The organism is Rhodococcus sp. 06-221-2 (genome assembly GCF_002258365.1).
Lineage (GTDB): Bacteria > Actinomycetota > Actinomycetes > Mycobacteriales > Mycobacteriaceae > Rhodococcoides > Rhodococcoides fascians.
This window is the reverse complement of sequence record NZ_NOYJ01000004.1, coordinates 216040-238217: the sequence shown is the minus strand read 5'-3', so window position 1 is coordinate 238217 and position 22178 is coordinate 216040. Positions and strand designations below refer to the sequence as shown.

Annotated in this window: 8 protein-coding genes; 4 read left to right on the top strand and 4 right to left on the bottom strand. The window is 65.3% G+C overall.

The features are described from left to right. Positions 1–5: 5 nt before the first annotated feature. The 3 genes from CH281_RS02225 to rpoB all read right to left on the bottom strand — a co-directional run bounded on the left by CH281_RS02225 (position 6) and on the right by rpoB (position 8122). Positions 6–395: a VOC family protein gene (locus tag CH281_RS02225; RefSeq protein WP_045840689.1), complete on the bottom strand. Its 390-nt coding sequence runs from the start codon at positions 393–395 to the stop codon at positions 6–8. A 167-nt stretch (positions 396–562) separates the two neighbouring features. Further along, the gene (locus tag CH281_RS02220) at positions 563–4519 is read right to left on the bottom strand and encodes a DNA-directed RNA polymerase subunit beta' (RefSeq protein WP_027498213.1); all 3957 of its coding nucleotides are present in this window, start codon (positions 4517–4519) and stop codon (positions 563–565) included. Positions 4520–4615: 96 nt separating this feature from the next. Continuing rightward, positions 4616–8122 (bottom strand): DNA-directed RNA polymerase subunit beta, encoded by a 3507-nt coding sequence (rpoB, locus tag CH281_RS02215; protein ID WP_094692902.1) that lies wholly within the window; start codon positions 8120–8122, stop codon positions 4616–4618. Positions 8123–9022: 900 nt separating this feature from the next. On the opposite strand from rpoB, the gene CH281_RS02205 reads away from it, so the two are divergent. The 4 genes from CH281_RS02205 to CH281_RS02190 are packed head-to-tail and all read left to right on the top strand — an operon-like array spanning position 9023 to position 19575. After that, on the top strand, positions 9023–15445 hold the full coding sequence (locus CH281_RS02205; RefSeq protein WP_094692724.1) for a type I polyketide synthase: 6423 nt from the start codon (positions 9023–9025) through the stop codon (positions 15443–15445). Continuing rightward, positions 15442–16818 (top strand): aminotransferase class I/II-fold pyridoxal phosphate-dependent enzyme, encoded by a 1377-nt coding sequence (locus CH281_RS02200; protein WP_094692722.1) that lies wholly within the window; start codon positions 15442–15444, stop codon positions 16816–16818. The genes CH281_RS02205 and CH281_RS02200 overlap by 4 nt, the downstream gene beginning before the upstream one ends. Beyond that, complete coding sequence (locus CH281_RS02195; RefSeq protein WP_094692721.1) at positions 16815–18971, top strand: MMPL family transporter; 2157 nt, start codon at positions 16815–16817, stop codon at positions 18969–18971. Before CH281_RS02200 ends, CH281_RS02195 begins: the two co-directional genes overlap by 4 nt. After that, entirely contained in the window at positions 18961–19575 is a 615-nt protein-coding gene (locus CH281_RS02190) for a GNAT family N-acetyltransferase (protein ID WP_236254188.1), read from the top strand. Before CH281_RS02195 ends, CH281_RS02190 begins: the two co-directional genes overlap by 11 nt. On the opposite strand, the gene CH281_RS02185 is transcribed toward CH281_RS02190, so the two are convergent. Further along, on the bottom strand, positions 19572–22142 hold the full coding sequence (locus CH281_RS02185; RefSeq protein WP_094692898.1) for an aminotransferase class III-fold pyridoxal phosphate-dependent enzyme: 2571 nt from the start codon (positions 22140–22142) through the stop codon (positions 19572–19574). The genes CH281_RS02190 and CH281_RS02185 overlap by 4 nt on opposite strands. Between the last annotated feature and the right edge of the window lie 36 nt (positions 22143–22178).

Sequence of the window (22178 nt, the reverse complement as noted above, 5' to 3'; positions counted from 1 at the left end):
CCGGATCAGGTCTGGACGACCCAGATCGAATTGCCGTCGGGATCTCGCAAGGCGAACATCGGCGGCACGCCGTCCACCTCTTCCATGAAGTCGTCGAGATCGACGCCGCCGAGAGCGCTGAGCCGCTTGTGCTCGGCCGCGACGTCAGCTGTCTCGACACCGATGGACCCGCCACCGGGCGTACCTCCCATCGGCGGGTTGAGGGCGAGCCGCGCCGTCGAACCCGGCGGGGCCACTTCCAACCACCGGTATTCACTCTCGGGACCGAAGCGCAGATCACCGCGAATCTCGAACCCGAGAACGCGGGAGTAGAAATCGAGGGCTGCGTCCTGATCGGCGACGGTGAACATGGCCACGCCGATGTTCACGATTGTGCTGGGTGTTTGTTCGGTCATACCGGTACCGACCCGAGTGCCGCGGGAAACTCACCGCGCCCCCTCCACATAGAACAAAGCCCCGCACCGACCGAAGTCGATGCGGGGCTTTGTTGGTCACGCCCTGTCGTCGTGAGTGGAAACTCGTAGTGGGCTACGAAGTTCCGTGCACGTGCGACGGAGTCGCTCTAGCGGTATTCGTTGGAGAAACCGTAGTCGTCGAGCGGCACTGCAGCACCGGTTCCCTGGCCGAAGCCGTCCGGGCTGTAGTACTGATCGTCGTACGACGGCACCGCGTATGCCGCGGCACGTGCCTCTTCGGTCGGCTGCACCGTGATGTTCCGGTACCGGTTGATGCCGGTACCAGCCGGGATGAGCTTACCGATGATGACGTTCTCCTTGAGACCTATGAGCTTGTCGCTACGGCAGTTGATCGCCGCGTCGGTGAGCACACGAGTGGTCTCCTGGAAGGACGCTGCCGACAGCCACGAATCGGTGGCCAGCGACGCCTTGGTGATACCCATCAGGACCGGACGTCCGGCTGCGGGCTCGCCACCCTCGGAGACCACGCGACGGTTGCTCGACTCGAATTCGCTGCGCTCGGTGAGTGAACCGGGCAGGAATTCGGTGGAGCCGCTGTCGATGATCGTCACGCGACGGAGCATCTGGCGCACGATGGTCTCGATGTGCTTGTCGTGAATCGACACACCCTGCGACCTGTACACCTCCTGGACCTCGTTGACCAAGTGGATCTGAACCTGGCGAGGACCCATCACGCGCAGCACCTCGTGCGGATCGGCAGCACCTTCCATGAGCTGCTGGCCGACCTCGACGTGGTCACCGTCCGCCAGAAGGCGCTCGGTGCCGTCGTCGTGCTTGAAGACGCGCAGACGCTGACGCTTGGAGAGCTTGTCGTAGACAACCTCTTCGCCGCCGTCGTCCGGGACGATGGTGATCTTGTAGAAACGATCGCCGTCCTCGAGCTGGATGCGTCCCGACACGTCCGCGATCGGAGCCTTGCCCTTCGGCACACGTGCCTCGAACAGCTCCTGCACGCGAGGCAGACCACCGGTGATGTCATCTCCGGCGACACCACCCTGGTGGAAGGTACGCATGGTCAGCTGGGTACCGGGCTCACCGATGGACTGTGCGGCAACGATACCGACGGCCTCACCGATGTCGACCAGCTTGCCGGTGGCCATCGAGCGGCCGTAGCAGGTGGCGCAGACGCCGGTTCCCGTGGTGCAGGTCAGCACCGAGCGAACCTTGACCGACGTGATGCCCGCAGCGAGCAGCGCGTCGATGGCCGGGTCACCGAGATCGTGTCCACGAGCGACGATGACCGTGCCGTTCTCGTCGACAGCGTCGTTCGCCAAGGTGCGGGCGTACGTGCTGGTCTCGACGTGAGCGTCGCGGATCATCTTGCCGTCGGCCGTCTTTTCGGCGATCGTCGTGACGATGCCGCGCTCGGTGCCACAGTCGGTTTCCCGAACGATGACATCCTGCGAGACGTCGACCAGACGACGCGTCAGGTAGCCCGAGTCGGCGGTACGAAGCGCCGTGTCGGCCAGACCCTTACGAGCACCGTGCGTGTTGATGAAGTACTCGAGGACCGTCAGGCCTTCCTTGAAGGAAGACTTGATCGGACGCGGGATGAACTCACCCTTCGGGTTCGTCACCAAGCCCTTCATGCCGGCGAGCGAGCGAACCTGAGTCATGTTTCCGGCTGCGCCGGACTTCACGATCATCGGGATCGGGTTGTCGTCGGGGAAGTGGGCCTCCATGGCCTTACCGACCTGCTCGGTCGCGTCCTGCCAGATCTTGACCAGTGCGGAGTTGCGCTCGACCTTGTCGAGTGCGCCACGCTGGTACTTCTTCTCGATCTGATCGGCCTGAGCCTCGAAGGTCTCCATGATCTGCGGCTTCTCCGGCGGCACGAGAACGTCGGAGATCGAGATGGTGACACCCGAACGCGTGGCCCAGTAGAAGCCTGCGTCCTTGAGCTTGTCGACGGTCTGTGCGACGACGATCATCGGGTAACGCTCGGCGAGATCGTTGATGATGGTCGACTGACGCTTCTTCGGCATCTGCTCGTTGACGAACGGGTAGTCCGCCGGAAGCAGCTCGTTGAAGAGCACGCGTCCCAGAGTGGTCTCGGCGGTCCATGCGTCACCGCGGTTCCAGCCCTCGGGGAACAGCTCGTTCTCGATGTCACGCGGCGGGCGCTGCGTGGTGAGACGAACCCGAATCTGCGACTGCACGGTCAGCGATCCACGATCGACGGCCATCTGAGCCTCGGCCGGGGAGGAGTACGCCCCGAACTCGGCCTGATCGGTCGATGCGTCGACGCGCTCGCCGACAGCACCGGCATCGAGACGCGTCAGGTGGTACAGACCCGTCACCATGTCCAGACGCGGCATGGCGAGCGGACGGCCCGATGCCGGCGAGAGGATGTTGTTCGACGACAGCATCAGCACGCGTGCCTCGGCCTGAGCCTCGGCGGACAGCGGGAGGTGGACAGCCATCTGGTCACCGTCGAAGTCGGCGTTGAACGCCTCACACACGAGCGGGTGCAGCTGGATGGCCTTGCCCTCGACGAGCTGCGGCTCGAACGCCTGGATGCCCAACCGGTGCAGGGTGGGTGCACGGTTCAGCAGCACGGGGTGCTCGGCGATGACCTCTTCGAGAACGTCCCACACCTGCGGACGCTGACGCTCGACCATGCGCTTGGCCGACTTGATGTTCTGCGCGTGGTTCAGATCCACCAGACGCTTCATCACGAACGGCTTGAACAGCTCGAGTGCCATCAGCTTCGGCAGACCACACTGGTGCAGCTTGAGCTGCGGGCCGACGACGATGACCGAACGGCCCGAGTAGTCGACGCGCTTGCCGAGGAGGTTCTGACGGAATCGTCCCTGCTTGCCCTTGAGCAAGTCGGAGAGCGACTTCAGCGGACGGTTACCCGGTCCGGTGACCGGACGTCCACGACGGCCGTTGTCGAACAGGGCGTCGACCGACTCCTGCAGCATCCGCTTCTCGTTGTTGACGATGATCTCGGGAGCACCGAGATCGATCAGACGCTTGAGGCGGTTGTTGCGGTTGATGACGCGGCGGTACAGGTCGTTGAGGTCGGACGTCGCGAAACGGCCACCGTCGAGCTGCACCATCGGACGAAGCTCCGGCGGGATGACCGGGACAGCGTCGAGAACCATGCCCATCGGCGAGTTACGGCCGGCCTGGAACGCAGCGACGACCTTCAGACGCTTGAGCGCGCGCAGCTTCTTCTGACCCTTGCCACTGCGGATGGTCTCGCGAAGAGACTCCGCCTCGGCGTCGATGTCGAAGGTCTGCATGAGCTTCTGGATCGACTCGGCACCCATGGCACCGGTGAAGTACTCGCCGTACCGGTCGATGAGCTCGCGGTAGATGAGCTCGTCGACGATGAGCTGCTTGGGAGCAAGCTTGGTGAACGTGGTCCAGATCTCTTCGAGACGATCGAGCTCACGCTGCGCGCGGTCACGGAGCTGACGCATCTCGCGCTCGCCGCCGTCCTTGACCTTGCGGCGCACGTCGGACTTGGCACCCTCGGCTTCGAGCTCGGCGATATCGGCTTCGAGCTTCTGCGCACGAGCCTCGAGATCGGCGTCGCGCTGATCTGCGACGGCCTTCTTCTCGACCTCCATCTCGGCCTCGAGCGTCGAGAGCTCGTTGTGACGGAGCTCGTCGTCGACCGTGGTGATGACGTAGGCAGCGAAGTAGATGATCTTCTCGAGATCCTTCGGAGCCAGGTCGAGCAGGTAGCCCAGACGCGACGGCACACCCTTGAAGTACCAGATGTGCGTGACCGGAGCGGCCAGTTCGATGTGGCCCATGCGCTCACGACGCACCTTGGCGCGAGTGACCTCGACGCCACAACGCTCACAGATGATGCCCTTGAAGCGGACGCGCTTGTACTTGCCGCAGTAGCACTCCCAGTCCCGGGTGGGGCCGAAGATCTTCTCGCAGAAGAGGCCGTCCTTCTCGGGCTTGAGCGTGCGGTAGTTGATGGTCTCCGGCTTCTTGACCTCGCCGTAGGACCACTGACGGATGTCGTCCGCAGTGGCAAGGCCAATGCGAAGTTCATCGAAGAAGTTGACGTCGAGCACGTAACTTCCTTTCCCCGTTATGGGTGTTGTGCTGGAAGAGCAAATGAGAGAAACGCCTGCCGGATCCGCACTGCGCGGATCCGGCAGACCACAGAACTACTGAGCGAGGTCGTCGACCGTGGCAGCTTCGTTGCGGGAGAGGTTGATTCCCAGGTTGGCTGCGGCACGCTCGAGGTCTTCGTCGTCACCGTCGGCCATCGTGATGGCAGCGCCGTCCGAGGACAGCACCTCCACGTTGAGGCACAGCGACTGGAGCTCCTTGAGGAGCACCTTGAAGGACTCGGGGATACCGGGCTCGGGAATGTTCTCGCCCTTGACGATCGCCTCGTACACCTTCACGCGGCCGACAACGTCGTCCGACTTGATGGTGAGAAGCTCCTGCAGCGTGTACGCGGCACCGTAGGCCTGCATGGCCCAGCACTCCATCTCACCGAAGCGCTGTCCACCGAACTGAGCCTTACCACCGAGGGGCTGCTGCGTGATCATCGAGTACGGCCCGGTCGAACGAGCGTGGATCTTGTCGTCGACCAAGTGGTGCAGCTTGATGATGTACATGTAGCCCACCGACACCGGGTACGGGAACGGCTCGCCGGAGCGGCCGTCGAACAACGTGGCCTTTCCGTCGGATCCGACCATCTGCTCGCCGTCGCGGTTGGGGATCGTGCTCTCCAGCAGGCCGGCGAGCTGATTCTCCTTGGCACCGTCGAACACCGGGGTGGCGATGTTGCTGTCGGCCGGAGCCGCCAGCATCTCCTCGGGCAGGCGTTCGGCCCAATCGGGCTTGCTGCCGTCCGCGGCGATCTGCACGTTCCAACCGGTCTTGCCGATCCAACCCAGGTGGGTTTCGAGGACCTGACCGATGTTCATACGACGCGGAACACCGTGGGTGTTGAGGATGATGTCGATCGGGGTGCCGTCGGGCAGGAACGGCATGTCCTCCTGCGGGAGGATCTTGCCGATGACGCCCTTGTTGCCGTGACGGCCGGCGAGCTTGTCGCCGTCCTGGATCTTGCGCTTCTGAGCCACGTAGACGCGGACCAGCTCGTTCACGCCGGGAGGCAGATCGTCGTCGTCGTCGCGCGAGAAGACGCGGATGCCGATGACCTTTCCGTTCTCGCCGTGCGGAACCTTGAGCGAGGTGTCGCGAACTTCGCGAGCCTTCTCACCGAAGATGGCGCGCAGCAGGCGCTCTTCGGGGGTCAGCTCGGTCTCGCCCTTCGGCGTGACCTTTCCGACCAGCACGTCGCCGTCACGAACCTCGGCACCGATACGGATGATGCCGCGCTCGTCGAGGTCTGCGAGGACCTCGTCGGAGACGTTCGGGATGTCGCGAGTGATCTCTTCGGCACCGAGCTTGGTGTCGCGAGCATCGATCTCGTGCTCCTCGATGTGGATCGAGGTGAGAACATCCTCTTCCACGAGGCGCTGCGACAGAATGATCGCGTCCTCGTAGTTGTGGCCCTCCCACGGCATGATCGCCAGCAGCAGGTTCTTGCCGAGAGCCATCTCACCGTTCTCGGTGCAGGGGCCGTCGGCGAGGACCTGGCCGGACTCGACGCGCTGTCCCTCGTCCACGATCGGACGCTGGTTGGCGCAGGTGCCCTGGTTGGAACGCGCGAACTTGCGCATCCGGTAGGTCTTGCGCGATCCGTCGTCGGCCATGACCGTGACGTAATCGGCGGAGACCTCTTCGACGACACCGGTCTTCTCGGTGATGACGACGTCACCGGCGTCGACAGCGGCACGCAGCTCCATGCCGGTACCGACGATCGGAGCCTCGCTGCGGACCAGCGGGACAGCCTGACGCTGCATGTTCGCGCCCATCAGGGCACGGTTGGCATCGTCGTGCTCGAGGAACGGAATCATCGCGGTAGCGACGGACACCATCTGACGAGGCGAGACGTCCATGTAATCGATGTCGTCGGACGAGACGAACTCGACCTCTCCACCCTTACGACGGACGAGAATCTTGTCCTCGATGAAGTGACCCGAATCGTCGACCGGGGAGTTCGCCTGCGCGAGCGTGTGGCGATCCTCCTCGTCGGCGGTCAGGTAATCGACCTCGTCGGTGACCTTGCCGTCGACGACCTTGCGGTACGGGGTCTCGATGAAGCCGAACGGGTTGACGCGTGCGTACACCGAGAGCGAACCGATCAGGCCGATGTTCGGGCCTTCCGGGGTCTCGATGGGGCACATGCGGCCGTAGTGCGAGGGGTGCACGTCGCGGACCTCGAGGCCGGCGCGCTCACGAGAGAGACCGCCGGGTCCCAGTGCCGACAGGCGACGCTTGTGCGTCAGACCCGACAGCGGGTTGTTCTGGTCCATGAACTGCGAGAGCTGGGAGGTTCCGAAGAACTCCTTGATCGCAGCGACGACGGGACGGATGTTGATCAGGGTCTGCGGCGTGATCGCCTCGACGTCCTGAGTCGTCATACGTTCGCGCACGACGCGCTCCATGCGGGACAGGCCCACGCGGATCTGGTTCTGGATGAGCTCGCCCACGGTGCGCAGACGACGGTTGCCAAAGTGGTCGATGTCGTCGACCTCGACCGGAACCTCGACGCCGTCGGGTGCGGTCATCGAGGTCTCACCTGCGTGCAGACGCACGAGGTACTCGATGGTCGCGACGATGTCTTCCTCGGTGAGGGTCGACGCCACGATGGGCTGACCCGAGTTGAGGCCGAGCTTCTTGTTGATCTTGTAGCGACCCACGCGAGCGAGGTCGTAGCGCTTGTCCTTGAAGAACAGGTTCTCCAGCAGGGTCTGCGCCGACTCCTTGGTCGGCGGCTCGCCCGGACGCAGCTTGCGGTAGATGTCGAGGAGAGCCTCGTCGGTACCGGCGGTGTTGTCCTTCTCCAGCGTGGCCATGAGGATCTCGGAGAAGCCGAAGCGCTCCGTGATCTGGTCGGTGGACCAGCCGAGAGCCTTCAGCAGCACCGTGACGGGCTGACGACGCTTGCGGTCGATACGGACACCGACGGTGTCGCGCTTGTCGACGTCGAACTCGAGCCAAGCACCGCGGCCGGGGATGACCTTGACGCTGTGCAGGTCCTTCTCGGTGGTCTTGTCGATCGAGTGATCGAAGTAGACGCCCGGAGAACGCACCAGCTGCGAGACGACGACGCGCTCGGTGCCGTTGATGATGAAGGTGCCCTTGTCGGTCATCATCGGGAAATCACCCATGAAGACCGTCTGGCTCTTGATCTCGCCGGTGTTGTTGTTGATGAACTCGGCGGTGACGAACAGCGGAGCCGCGTACGTCATGTCCTTGTCCTTGCACTCATCGGTCGAGGCCTTGACCTCGTCGAATCGTGGGTCGGAGAAGGAGAGCGACATCGAGCCCGAGAAGTCCTCGATCGGAGAGAGCTCGGTCAGGATGTCCTCGAGTCCGCCGGAGACACCGCTGTCTCCACGGGCGGCGGCACGGTCGCGCCAACTCTGCGCACCTACCAGCCACTCGAACGAGTCCGTCTGTACATCGAGGAGACCGGGTACCTCCAACGGCTCGCGAATGTTCGCGAACGAAACCCTCCTCGGGGCTCCCGGTGTTCCGACAACTGCCTTGGTCTGGCTAGAGACTGCCAAGATGCGTCCTTCCAGCACCTCACGCGGGTCGCGCCGTTCTGTCAACCGAAACGACATGGCGACCGCCGCTGTATCTGTTTGCTATATGTGGGGCGAATTTCGGCTGGTCGCAACCAGACCGAATCCCCATCACAGCGGCCCGAAAACGTGCTTTCGGGTAACAGCGATCGAGAGGTGGACAGGAGGCAGCCAGCGCAACGTCCAAAGGTACCCCAAATGTGCGCGCAGCGCAACGGGGGCATCAAAAGTAACACCCGAGGTCCGTTCTCGCACCGAGTCGAGGAAAGCGTGTCGCCACGCCGCCTCGAACAGGTGTGCGCCCGATACCGCAAGGGGGTGCTCCTGACGACAAGAGTGAACCTTGCGCCTCCCTTCGTCAAGAGGTCCGCGGGAAACCGACGCATCGACCCGGCCCGAGGCGACCGTTGTGACGACTGGCACAGACGCGAGTCTGCCGGTCCTCCCGACCGACACGGAAGCTGATTACCCCTGCAGTTCACTCCAGCTGTTCGCCTCAGCCGTTCATCCCGCCGATCGCGGCGACCCGGACGAATCGCTACCGAGGGATCTGCTGATCGACATTCGTTGGATCGGGGCTCCGGCGACTGCGACCCGAGCCCAGTTGCGGACCGCGATTCCCGCGTGAGCTGTCAGATCCTTCGCGACAATCACGAAAGATATTGGTGGAAAACGCATTTCATTTGCAACGACAACGGTCGAGTCGTGATCGACCATGCAGACCGACCCCATCGACGCAACCCCTCGGTTGCTATGGAAATCCGGCCCCCGGTCTGATTGTATTCACTTTGTCGCAACGGGGGTCGTCGGCGAGGGGGTTCGATTCGTCGACGCGCGTCTTTTCTTTTGCGCAACAAACGCATTCGCACAACACAACTCTTTGTCTCTCGGGGGGACAGCATGGTCGCGGTGGCAGTGGTCGGAATCGGATGCAGATTCCCAGGCGGGGTACACGATGGCCCCAGCTTCTGGAAGTTCATGCTCGACAAGGGCGACGGCATCGTCGACATACCCGCGGATCGGTGGAACGCCGATCGCTTCTACGACCCCAATCCCGACGCGCCGGGACGCGCCTACACCCGACGCGGCGGATTCCTGACCCAGTCGCTGTGGGACTTCGACCCCGAATTCTTCGGAATGTCGCCTCGCGAGGCCTCGGTGACCGACCCTCAGCAACGTCTCCTACTCGAAGTCGCCTGGGAAGCGCTCGACGACGCCGGGCACGCAGGCCGGGTCAGCGGGCAACCGATCGGAGTGTTCGTCGGCGGATTCACCAACGATTCGGCCGGGCTGCGCGCATCCAGTTCCGCACGCGCCCAAATCAATTCGCACAGCGCCACCAGTTCCTCGCATACGTTGCTCTCCAATCGCATCTCGTTCGCGCTCGATCTCGTCGGACCGTCCATGACGATCGACACCGCATGCTCGTCGTCCCTCGTCGCCGTTCACCAGGCCGTCCGCGCACTCGAGCGCGGCGAATGCACCATGGCCCTGGTCGGCGGAGCCAATGCGATGTTCCGCCCCGAGACGTTCGTCTCGATGTGCAAGGGCAGGTTTCTCTCGTTCGACGGCCGATCGAAGTCCTTCGACGCCGCCGCCGACGGATACGGCCGCGGCGAAGGCGCGGGCATGGTGCTGCTCCGCCCCCTGGCGGATGCGATCGCGGACGGGGACCGGATCTATTCGGTGATTCGAGGTTCCGGCGTGAACCAGGACGGGCGCACCATCGCCATTCCCGTCCCCAATCCCGTCTCGCAACACGCACTCGCCACCCGAGTGTGCGCGGAAGCAGGTATCGAACCAGGAAGGGTCGGCTACGTCGAAGCGCACGGCACGGGAACCGCGGTGGGAGACCCGCTCGAACTCGAGGCGCTCGGCGGAGCCTACGGCGTGGTCGACGGACGCGAAAGCCCGCTGGTGGTCGGGTCCATCAAAGCCGCGATCGGGCATACCGAAGCGGCCGCGGGCATTGCCGGCCTCATCAAATCGGCATTGACGCTGCACCACCGGACCATCGTGCCGCAGGCGTGGCTGCACACGCTCAATCCGGCAATCCCGTTCGACGAGCTGAACATTCGCATTCCGGTGACCGCGGAACCCTTCGCCGATGCAGACCCGTACGTTGCCATCAACGGCTTCGGATACGGCGGTACGAACGCACACGTCGTGATGTCTGCGGCACCGGCCCAGCCCGACGCGCCGGCCACCGGACCTGCGAACGACACCGTCGAACTTCGGCTGTTCCCCGTCTCCGGACGGACCGACACGGCCGCACGTGCGTCCGCCGCGGCATTCGGAACCACGGTGCAGGATCTGATCGATTCCGGCCGCGCGGACGAACTACCTGCGCTCACCTCGGCCGCGTGGTCGCGTCGAGCCCACCACCCCGTCCGGGCCGCACTCCCCTACACCGATGCAGACGACTTGCTCGGCGCCCTGGTCTCGTTCGCGGGCGGCAGTGGGTCGACCGCCCACACCGTCGTCGGCCACAGCGCGGCACCGGTGTTCGTCTTCAGCGGCATGGGCCCGCAGTGGTGGGCCATGGCCCGCGAACTGCTGCTCGCGGACGGCGAATTCGCCCGTGTCGCACGGCTCGTCGATGCTGCGTTCGTCGACATCGCCGGTTGGTCGATCATCGAGGAACTGACCCGGGACGAGGACGTATCCCGGGTCACCGATACCTCGATCGCGCAACCGGCGAACTTCCTCGTCCAGGTCGCTCTCGTCGCCGAGCTCGGCTCCCTCGGGATAGCACCGACCACGGTCGTCGGACACAGCGTCGGCGAGGTCAGCGCCGCCTACATCAGCGGAGCACTGAGCCTGCACGACGCCCTGCTCGTCAGCTACCACCGCGCCCGATTGCAGGCCACCACAGCAGGCTCCGGCGGCATGCTGGCCGTCGGATTGTCCGAGAACGATGCCATGGCCCGGATCCAGGAGCACGGCGTGTCCGCGGAGATCTCGGTGGCCGCGATCAACAGCCCGACCGCGGTCACGTTGGCAGGCGACACAACCACATTGGCAGCATTCGCCGAGATACTCACCGGCAGCGGAGTTTTTGCCAAGATGCTGCACGTCGAGGTGCCGTACCACAGCCACCTCATGGATCCCATTCTGGCGCAGATCGATTCGGCCCTGCACACCATCGATGCACAGGTCCCTGGCCTCGCGCTGTACTCGACGGTCACGGCAGAGCGCGTCACCGGCGCAGAATGGAACTCGAGCTACTGGTGCGACAACGTTCGACGCCCGGTGCGTTTCGCCGACACGATGGCCGCTCTCATCGCCGACGGCCACCGCGTCTTCCTCGAAGTCGGCCCCCATCCGGTGCTCTCGGGCAACATCAGAGAAATCCTCATCCGAGCCGGCGAGACCGGAACGTCGATCGGAACGCTGGTCCGTGGGGCGGACGACCGATCGAGCCTGACGGCAGCAATCCAGAGTCTGTACGCGAGCGGTTGCTTCGACGGCTCTGCAGCCGTATCGCCACACAGGGAGCTGCCCGCATACCCGTGGCAACGCACACGCTGCTGGTCCGAGCCCGAATCCTCGATTCTCGACAGGTTCGGTGCCCCCGACACCTACCCCCTGCTCGGCGAACGTTCCGACGCGGCCGGTTCCCACTGGAGCGTCGAACTGGCCGTTGCCCAACTTCCGTGGTTGCGCGACCATGTCGTCGACGGTCTCGTGCTGCTACCCGGTACCGCATACCTCGACGCCGCACTGAGCGCCGCGGCCGCGCGGACCGGACATCCCGAGGTCGCAGCCGAGAACGTGGAGTTCGTCGCCCCGCTGGTGATCGACGCCGACGACGTTCCCGTTCTGCAGATCTCGGTGGAGGACTCGACGAGAAGATTCGTGCTGCGCTCGCGGTCGGCGGCCGACACCCAATGGACCGTCAACGCCACGGGCCGCCTCGTGGAGGGGCGATTCGACGCCCCGTTCGTCGCCGCTGAGATCTCTGACGCCGCCGTCGAGATCACCGGAGACGCGCTGTATCCGCTGCTCGCCGCGGCCGGGTTGCACTACGGACCGGCCTTCCAGGGCATCGTCTCCGCCCGAATCGACACCGACACAGTCGTCGCCGTCATCGACGCCGGCCGTCACTCCGGCTCCCGTCACCTGGTGCATCCCGCGGTACTGGACACCGCGCTGCAATGCGTCGCTGCGCTGGCCGGCACAGCTGCACTGGCTGGAACAGCGCTGGGTTCGTCGGCTGCAGCCGGGGACCGCAGCGGCGCAGTGGTTCCGGCCACCATCGCGTCCGTCCGCAGGTACGGACCGATTCCCGACCATGCCGTCGTCGTGGTGCGGCGCACGGGAACCGACCCGATGCGAGCCGACATCACCGTGACCGACGACGAGGGCCGGGCCGCGGTCGCGTTGGGCGGCGTCGAGTTCAAACCGATTGCGCCGCCGCAGTCGCTGCACACCGAACTGGACCGGTTGTTCTACGAACCGGTGTGGGAATTGCGGGACAACCGCGATGCTCCGATGCCCGCAGCAGACACCGATCGCGACTTCGCTCTGGTCGTCGTGCTGGGCGACGCCGCAGCCGACAGCCGAGCACACACGCGCGCCGAGGCCATCGCCCGTGCCCGCCGAACGTCGGTGGTGTTGGCGCAGAACACCTTCGACGCCACCGACCTGACCAGAATCCTGCGTACCGGTCTCGAGGCCGACGGTGTCGACCGCGCCACCGTCGTCGCCGTCGCCGGCGAGTTCGCAGACCCGGCGTCGGCCGTGCACGCCCTGACCACCATCGCACGCACCGTGCAGAACGCGCTGTACGGCGACTCGAACGGGCCGGCCTCCGAGCCGGGGTCCGTCACCGCGGTGATCGTGACCGAGAAGGCCTTCTGCATGCCGGGCGATCCCGCCGGCGCGCACCTGACCCACTCCGGCCTCGTCGGTGCCCGACGGTCACTGCGCAACGAACAATCCCCTGCGGCGTGGCGTCTGGTGGACACCGAAGCCGACACCGACGTCGAGCAGGTGGTGACCGAGACGATCGCGTTCGGGCCCTACGCAGGCGACGATGCCGACGAGGTGGCTCTGCGCCAGGGTTCTCGATGGGCGGTGAGGCTGCGCAGCAATCTGCGTGACCACCTGGCGCTACGCGATACACCCGCCCCGCTACTGGACCGGGAGGCGTCCTTCGCGATCGAGACTCCGGCATCGAAGATGTTGTCCGATATCGCCTTTCGCGCGACAGCGCGCATGGAGCCCGGGCCCGGCCAAATCGAGGTTCAGGTCCGCGCAATCGACATCAACTACAAGGATCCGCTCAAGGTCATGGGAGTGCTGACCGAGCGCGAACTCGCGGGTACCTACTTCGGCACGACACTCGGGCTCGGCGGACTCGGTGTCGTGACGCGCGTCGGACCGGACGTGGACGGCATCGCACCGGGCGATCACATCGGTTTGTGCTCACGAAACATCATGGCGCGCTTCGTCACCCTCGACGTCGACGAAGGGGGCTCGGCGAAGGTACCGTCCGACTGGGAGTTCGGGTGGTGCTCGTCGATCCTGCCGCTGATGTGCGCGCGATTCGGCCTACTCGATCTCGCCCGAGTTCGACCCGGCGAGACCGTCCTGATCCACGGTGCCGCGGGCGGATTGGGATTGGCCGCAATCCAGGTCGCCCGCGGACTCGGAGCAGTGGTGATCGCGACCGCAGGCACCGAGGAGCGGCGGGCTGTCGCAACCGAGGCCGGTGCTCACCACGTGCTCGCGTCCAGATCACTGAACTTCGCCGACGACATTCGTGTGCTGACCGACGGACGAGGTGTCGACGTCGTATACAACTCCTCGCCGGGTGAGATCATGGCCCAGAACCTGCATGTGGCAGCGGAATTCGGCCGCATCGTCGAGCTGGGGAAAGCCGACATCTACTTCGGCGGCGTACTGGACCTCGCCCCGTTCGATCGCAATCTCACCTTCTTCGCCGTCGACATGGACCGAATGTTCGAGTTCAAACCGGCTCTGGCGCGGCAGGTCACCGAGGCCGTCATCGCGGGGTTGGTGGACCGCACGTACACACCGCTGCCGTACACGACGTACCCGCTCGCTCGCGTCGCCGACGCGTTCGACGCTGTCGTGCGCTCCACTCACACCGGCCGCGTCGTACTGTCCTTCGACGACGACATGCCCTCGGTCCGGCCCGAGGTCCCGACCGTACGCATCGATCCCACGGCCGCCTACATCGTCACCGGCGGATTCGGCGCGTTCGAAATGGCGATCGCGCGGTGGCTCGTCGCAGAGGGCGCACGACACCTCGTACTCGTCGGGCGCAGCGGAGCAACCACCGAGACCGCCATCGCGGGAGTCGCCGCGTTCGAGGCAGACGGAGTACGAGTGGTCGCCGAACGCGTGGACATCTCGCACTACGACGCAGTGGCCGAACTGATCGGACGCACCGTCGCCGACGCCCCGCTCGGCGGGGTGTTCCACACCGCAGGGGTGGTGGACAACCTGCCGGTTGCGAACATCACCGAGCAGTCCGTTCGAGAAGTGTTCGCGCCCAAAGTAACCGGCGCACTGAATCTCGATCGCGCACTCGACGTCGCCGGTATCGATCCTGCGATCTTCGTCCTGTTCTCCTCGATGAGCAGCCTCAGCGGTGGCACCCCGCAGGTGTCCTATTCCGCCGCCAACTCGGTACTCGATGCACTTGCCTGGTCCCGGCGTGCCCACGGCAAGTCGGCATTGACGGTCAGTTGGGGCGCGATGAGCGGAGGGGGCATGGCGGAAACTGCGGAGGAGGTGGTGCGATACCTCGACATGCTCGGCTTCCGCAATGTCGACATGGACGCAGCAGCCCGCTATCTGGGCGAATGCCTGACGCTGGACCTCCCGCACGTGGCCGTCGTCGGAATCGACTGGGAACAATGGGGTATCGCCAACCCCGCGTCCGCGCACATCCCACGCTTCGCAGCGCACATCGCCGCAGCGAGTACCGGCGGGTCGGGCGTCACCGCACTGCACGCCGAAATACTCGCGCTGCCCGAGGACCAACGCGCGGACGTGCTGACGTTCGTTCTGGCCGAGCAGCTCGCTGCCGTCATGGGCATCGATCCGGATGCAGTCGACACCTCGACACCGTTACCGGAACTGGGCCTCGACTCACTGATGGCAGTCGAATTCGCCGCTCGGGTCGGCAAATCCGTGGGTCTCGAAATGTCGGTGCTCGAGTTCGGGCGTGGTCAAGGCCTTGCCGCGATCGGAGCGAAACTCGCTGCGAGCATCACCAGGAATGCCGCCGCGGGTAACGCCGCATCCACCGTGCCCCCGTCCGCCCCTCTGGAAGCGGTCGCACCATGAGCGTCGATTCACGAGAGATCGCTCGCAGGCTGCTCGCCCGCGGCGGGTACTCCACGGTGAACGTGGACACCGGCCCCGAGTCGATCGGCCGTGGACCCACAGCCGCCGCACCTGCCGCCGCCGGGGACGGTAAGGGGCAGCGAAGCGGGTCTCTGGCCGATCATCCCGACGTCGCGGCGACCACCGCGCAATTCGACGGAGTCGACCGGATGTTCGCGGAACTCGGTGTGCCCAACCCGCTGTACCTGCCGCACGACGGCACGGCCGGAGCAACCATCCGACAGCTCGACCGCGACATGATCAATTTCGGCAGCTTCAACTACCTGGGCCTGAGCTCGGACCGGCGCGTGATGGACGCAGCCAAGGACGCGATCGATCGTTACGGAACCTCGGTGTCCGGCAGCCGCATCGTGAGTGGTCAGATTCCGCTCTACGAGGAGTTCGAGTCGGCGCTCGCCCGCACCTACGACGTCGACGACACGGTGATCACCGCAAGCGGGTACCTCACCAACGCCGCCGCGGTCGGCTACCTGCTGGGCAAAGGTGACCTGGCAGTGTGCGACACCCTGGTCCACAGCAGCATCGTCTCGGGAACCGAATGGGCAGGGTGTCGACGAGTGTTGTTCCGTCACAACGACCCCGATGCGCTCGAGGCGATACTGAAGATGTCGCGCGGCAGTTTCGCACGCGCAATGGTGATCCTCGAAAGCCACTACAGCATGGACGGCGACGTCGCCGTACTCCCCGAGTTGATCGCCGTGGCCCGGCGTTACGACTGCGCCGTGATGGTCGACGAAGCACACGCGTTCGGCGTACTGGGTCAGCGCGGCCTCGGCATCCGCGAACTCTACGACCTGCCCGGCGACGCCGTCGACGTGTGGATGGGAACCATGTCCAAGGCCCTCGGCAGCGTCGGCGGGTTCCTGGCCGGCTCCCGCGAGCTGATCCGCGGATTCAAGTACTCCGCACCGGGATTGAGCATGTTCACCGCCGGACCCGCGCCGTCCGCAGTGGCAGCGGCGAACACGGCGCTGAACGTGCTCACGGCCGAACCGGACCGTGTCGAACGCCTGCGCGAGAACGGCCGCTATGCGTTCACCCGCGCACGCTCTCACGGGTTCGACACCGGGACCGCCGAGGGCACGTCCATTCTGCCGATCGTCATCGGCGACACCCAACGAACCGTACTGGCCTGCGTCGCACTGCTGCACCAGGGCATCAACGTCAACGCCATCACCTATCCCTCGGTACCGGTGGGCCAGGAACGGCTTCGCTTCTTCCTCTCGAGCGAACACACGCACGCACAGATCGACGCCGCGTTGACCGCACTGGCGTCCTTCGTCGACGGCGTCGACGCCCCGGGTGCGTCGTGACCACCGGCACCGGACCGGTCGACTTCGTCGTCGAACGTGCGCGGTGGGTACTGGTCACCGTGGTCGCGCTCGTGTTGGCCGCGGGTGCGTGGGGCATCGGTGTCGTCGACGAACTGAGCCTGGGCGGGTACACCGACCCGGCCAGTGAATCGGCCGAAGTGGACGCGTTGGTCGAATCGCGTTTCGGCCGAAAGGTTCCCGACGTCGCGGTGGTCTACACCCCGACGGACGGACGCTCGATCGACGACATCGGCGACACCGTTCTCGGTCGCCTCGACGACATCGACGACGGACTGCTCGCCCGCACTCCCATCACCTACTGGACCGTGCCGGACGCGTTCGCGTCGGGTCTGCGATCGTTCGACGGCCGGTCCGCACTCGCGGTCCTGACACTGACCGGCGACGAGGACCGACGCGTCAAGACCTACCGGGACCTGCGTGCGGAGTTGACGATCGACGGCGCGACCGTGCAGTTCGGCGGCTTCTCGGCCATCGCCGACGCCTACAACGAGCAGGCGCGAGCGGATCTGGTACGGGCCGAGACCATCACGTTCCCGATTCTGCTCGTCCTGTTGCTGCTGATCTTCGGCGGACTCGTCGCTGCCGCAACGCCGTTGGTCATCGGCGGCATGAGCGTCGTGGCATCACTCGCCGTACTGCGAGCACTGAACGAGGTCACCGAAGTATCGGTGTTCGCGACCAATATCGCCTCGCTCGTCGGACTCGGGATGGCCGTCGACTACAGCCTGTTCGTCATCACGCGTTTCCGCGAGGAACTACGTGACGGCCGAGACCCGGCAGATGCGGTGCGTCGCACGATGTTCACCGCCGGCCGCACCGTGGCGTTCTCGGCCCTGTTGCTCGTGTGTGGATTTGTGGGCATGCTGATCTTCCCGCAGTCGATGATTCGATCTCTCGGCTTCGGCGGCATGGCCGCGGTGGCCGTTGCTGCCGTCATCTCACTGACCGCACTGCCCGCAGCGCTCGCGATCCTCGGACACCGTATCGACTCGTGGAGTTGGCGCACAGGCGCTATCGACCGAGGCGACGCACGCGCCCAACGGTTCTGGGGCACGGTCGCAGACCGCGTCATGCGCAGACCGGTGCTCGTCGCCGTATCCATCTTCGCGATACTTGCACTGCTCAGTGCGCCGATTCTCGGTGCCCGGTTGGGCGATCTCGACCACACGGGCCTCCCTTCCGACGCGTCCGCGAAGATCGCGACCGAGAAGCTGTTCACCGAATTCCCGCTCGCGAACACCGGTGTCACCGTCCTCGTCGAATCCGACACCGACTCCCCACCGAGTCCCGCAGCGGTCGCCGAAGTGACCAGAGCGGTCGACGGGTCGCTCGGTGTCGTTGCAGCAGTCCCCGGCGGAACCGTGGACAACCTGACCGTCGTCGACGCCATCATGAGCTCACCCGATCGCACGGCAGGTGCCCTGGAGACACTGGACTCCATCCGGTCGATCCCGGCCCCGACCGGGACGACACTCCGCGTGGGCGGCGGCACCGCGCAGAGCCAGGACGGCATGGACGCCATCTACGCGACGCTTCCGTGGATGCTGACCATCATGGTTCTCGCCACGTTCGTGATGACGACGGTCGCGTTCCGCTCGATCGTGCTCAGCGTCAAGGCAATTGCGATGGCATCGATAAGCCTCGGTGCCACCTTCGGAGCGCTCACCTGGATCTTCGTCGACGGCCACGGTGCCGAGTGGATCGGCGTCACCCCGGGGCCGTTGCAGTCGACGATGAGCATCCTCATCATGGCCGTGGTGTTCGGCCTGTCCACCGACTACGAGATCTTCCTGCTCTCCCGCATCGTCGAAGCACACGATTCAGGAGCCACCACCCGGGACGCCGTCCGCATCGGTGCCGCCCACACCGGACGCGTCGTCACGGCCGCCGCGCTACTGCTCATCACCGTCACCGCATTCTTCTCGCTGTCCGAACTCGCCATGATGCGGCTCGTGGGTATCGGCATCATCGTCGGTCTCGTCATCGACGCCACCATCGTGCGCATGATGCTGGTGCCCGCGCTCGTCGCGTCGATGGGCAACGCCAACTGGTGGCTGCGCCCCACCCCTAAGCGACCGCAGGCCACACCACGTCCGCACTCGCCCGCAGAGGAGACCAGCCGTGCCCATTGAGATCCGAACGGCCACCACAGCAGACATCGCCGAAATGTCCGCGATGATGGCACGCGCCTTCCAGGACGACGACCCGGTCAGCGAATACTTCTTCCCGGACGCGTCCAGCCGCCCGAGCAAACAGCGGCGCATGATGGCCGCACTGATCCGCCACCGCTACATTCCCGCAGGTGGGGCCGACCTCGCCGTCGAGAACGGCCGCATCGTCGGAGTGTCACTGTGGCATCCACACGACGCCCCCGCGACACCGCGGTGGCGGCAGCTGGTGTCCGGTCCACATCTGTTGTGGGCCATGGGTTCCGGCACCCGGGCCGGCATCGAGATGGATCGGCTCCTGACCGAGAACTCCCCCGCCCCCGACGCTGTGCTGTGGGTCTACCTCGGCGTCGAACCGTCCACACACCGATCCGGTGTCGGTGCTGCACTGTCGGCCCACGTGCAGGCGCGCACCGATCGCGAGGGCCGACCTCTGTACGGAATCTGCAAGGAGGGCAACCTCGGATTCTGGACGGCGATGGGCTTTGTGCCATGGGGAACCGCCCGCATCGGCGCGACGGGACCGGAGGTCCACCTGCTCTCACGACCTCCGGCCCCGGTCACCTAGTGAGAGTCCTGACGCCACCGGGTGGCCTCGGCGAGCGTGAAGCCGTGAACGTCGGCCAGCGCACCCAACCGTTCGACATTCTCACCGTCCAGAGTGGTGCCGATGCTGCGCAGCGCGAATTCGCCCGACAATGCGATCAGCATCGTCTCGGCCATGCACGCGTACGTCAGCCCCGGAGCCAACCCGTACGTCAAACCGAAGTCCGAGCCCGACGGCACCCGCACGATTCCGCCGTCGAACACCGTCACGTCCGGCCGTTCACCGCGGACGTCCCGGCCGATGTTCGGCGGCTGCGCCACGTCGCAGACGATGGCCCCCTGCATCAGGTCCGTCGGATCGATCAACGACTGCGGAGCCGACGTCGCCGCGATGACGATCAACGAATCCCGCACAGCAGCAACAGGATCGGTGAAGAATTCGATGTGACGCGAACGGATCAGATCGTCGAGGTCGCCGGCGACCTCGGCGGCAACCACCGCCAGGTCACCCGAACCCGAACCGGCACTCGCCACCATCTCCTGCGCCGCAGCCCACAACTTCGGCGCGATCACCGAGTTCTCGCCGCGCCTGCCCACCAACGCGATACTGCCGACCTCACCGGCCAATTGCTTGCCGATGGTCCGTCCGATCGCCCCACCCGCACCGAGAATCGTCACCCGAGCGCGAGCGACATCGATGCCCCGTTCCTGGCACACACGTCGGACGGCCCGCAGACTCGCGGCCGCGGTGAAGGTGTTGCCCGTCGTGATCGGCCGAGATGTCGCACCGAGACCCAGCCCGTTTCCGGTGATCACCGACGAGTACCCGCCGAGTCCGACCACGGTTGCCCCGCGCGAGATCGCGAGTTCGACGGCTCCGCCCACCACTGCCAGCGCACGCTCGGTCGGCAGCTGCAGCAACTGCTGGGAGGTGTACGGCAGCCCGATCAGGTCGCCGTGCGCAGTTGCGTCTCCGAATCCGGACACCCGCCCGCTGCCGATGACGAACGAGGCCGGATCGAGCTCGGACGTCGACGCAGCGAATCGCTCCAGCAAGTCCCGTCTCTCGGCATTGTCGAACACCTCGAGCGCAGGATCGAACGCAGCGAAGAAACCGAGATCGAGAGGATGGGCGATGAAGGCGAAGCGTCGATCACCTGGCCGTACCGCGATGTCGGGAGTACGGCCCGGACGCAATGCCGTGAGCGCCGCGGGAGTGGCGACAGTCGGACGCCCGAGCAGATGCCCGAACAATCCGTCCATGTCCCCTTCGGCCGCGTAGCCGAGCGCGCGATCGAGGGCCGCGACCAGACGCGAGCATGCCGACGAGGAAACCGTCAACGGTGGTTCGATACGAATCACCCTGTTGCCGAACAGAGTCGGAGCCACGCGAATGCCCTCGACGTTGAGCAGATACGAGCAGATCACCGCGGACAGGTTGTGCTGATCCGCGATCGAACCGAGCAGAGACTGCCGTCCGACGAAGTTCACATCCGCGGTGAGTTCGATTCCCAGCAGTAATCCGCGACCACGTACCTCGGTGACCACCGAGGGATACTTCTCGACCAGGCCGGCCAGATCGTTCTTCAACTGTCGTCCGAGCGCGGCAGCTCCGGTGACCACCGCGCAGTCGTCTCGGGTCAACTCCTCGAGGACGGCCAGACCGACCCGTGCGGCCAACGCGTTGCCCGCGAACGTCGACGTGTGGCGAAGAGCGAAACTCTCCCCCACCAACTCCGGGCGGCACAGCACCGCGCCCACCGGCACGACCCCGCCGCCGAGCGCCTTCGCGAGAGTCAGAATGTCGGGAATCACGCCCTCGTGCTCCGCCGCGAACATCCGGCCGGTCCGGCCCAGTCCCGTCTGCACCTCGTCGAGCGCGAGCAACACACCGTGGCGGTTGCAGATCTCCTGGACCTGCCGCAAGTAGCCGTCGGGCGGGCACACCACGCCGCCCTCACCCTGAATCGGCTCGACGAGGAACACCGCATAGTGATCCGGCGCAGCCGCCAGAGCCGCCTCTAGTGCCTCTGCATCACCGAAAGCGATGTGGTCGAATCCCGATACCGGGGCCCCGAATCCACTCTGGTACTTGATATTTCCCGTCGCCGACAGCGCCCCCAACGTCTTGCCGTGAAAACTGTTCCCGGTCGTCAACACCCCGAGGCGGCCGGTATGGGCCCGCGCGATCTTCAGCGCCACCTCCGTCGCTTCGGTGCCACTGTTGACGAACGTCGTACGCGTCAATCCCTCGGGTGCGATTCTCCCCAGACGATCCGCCAGTTCACCTGCGGCCGTGAGCACCGAGGGCTGCACGAAGATGGGCTCGCCGCTGCACCGAACATCGTTGATCGCCTGCCAGATGGGCGTCGGCCCGTGCCCGAACGGCAGCGCCCCGTAGGCACCCGCGAAGTCCAGATACCGACGGCCCGCAGAATCGAACAGCACGGTGCCGTCGCCGCGGACGTACTCGCGATCGAGATTCAGCGCAGTCAGCAGTCGGTACAACTCGGGATTGACGCTGCCCGCAAATCCCGAGCGACCCGACCGCTCGGGTACTACAGATACATCGATTGTCGTGTCAGTCATGACCAGCATGCTCCGTTTTCATCGGATCCATCCCTG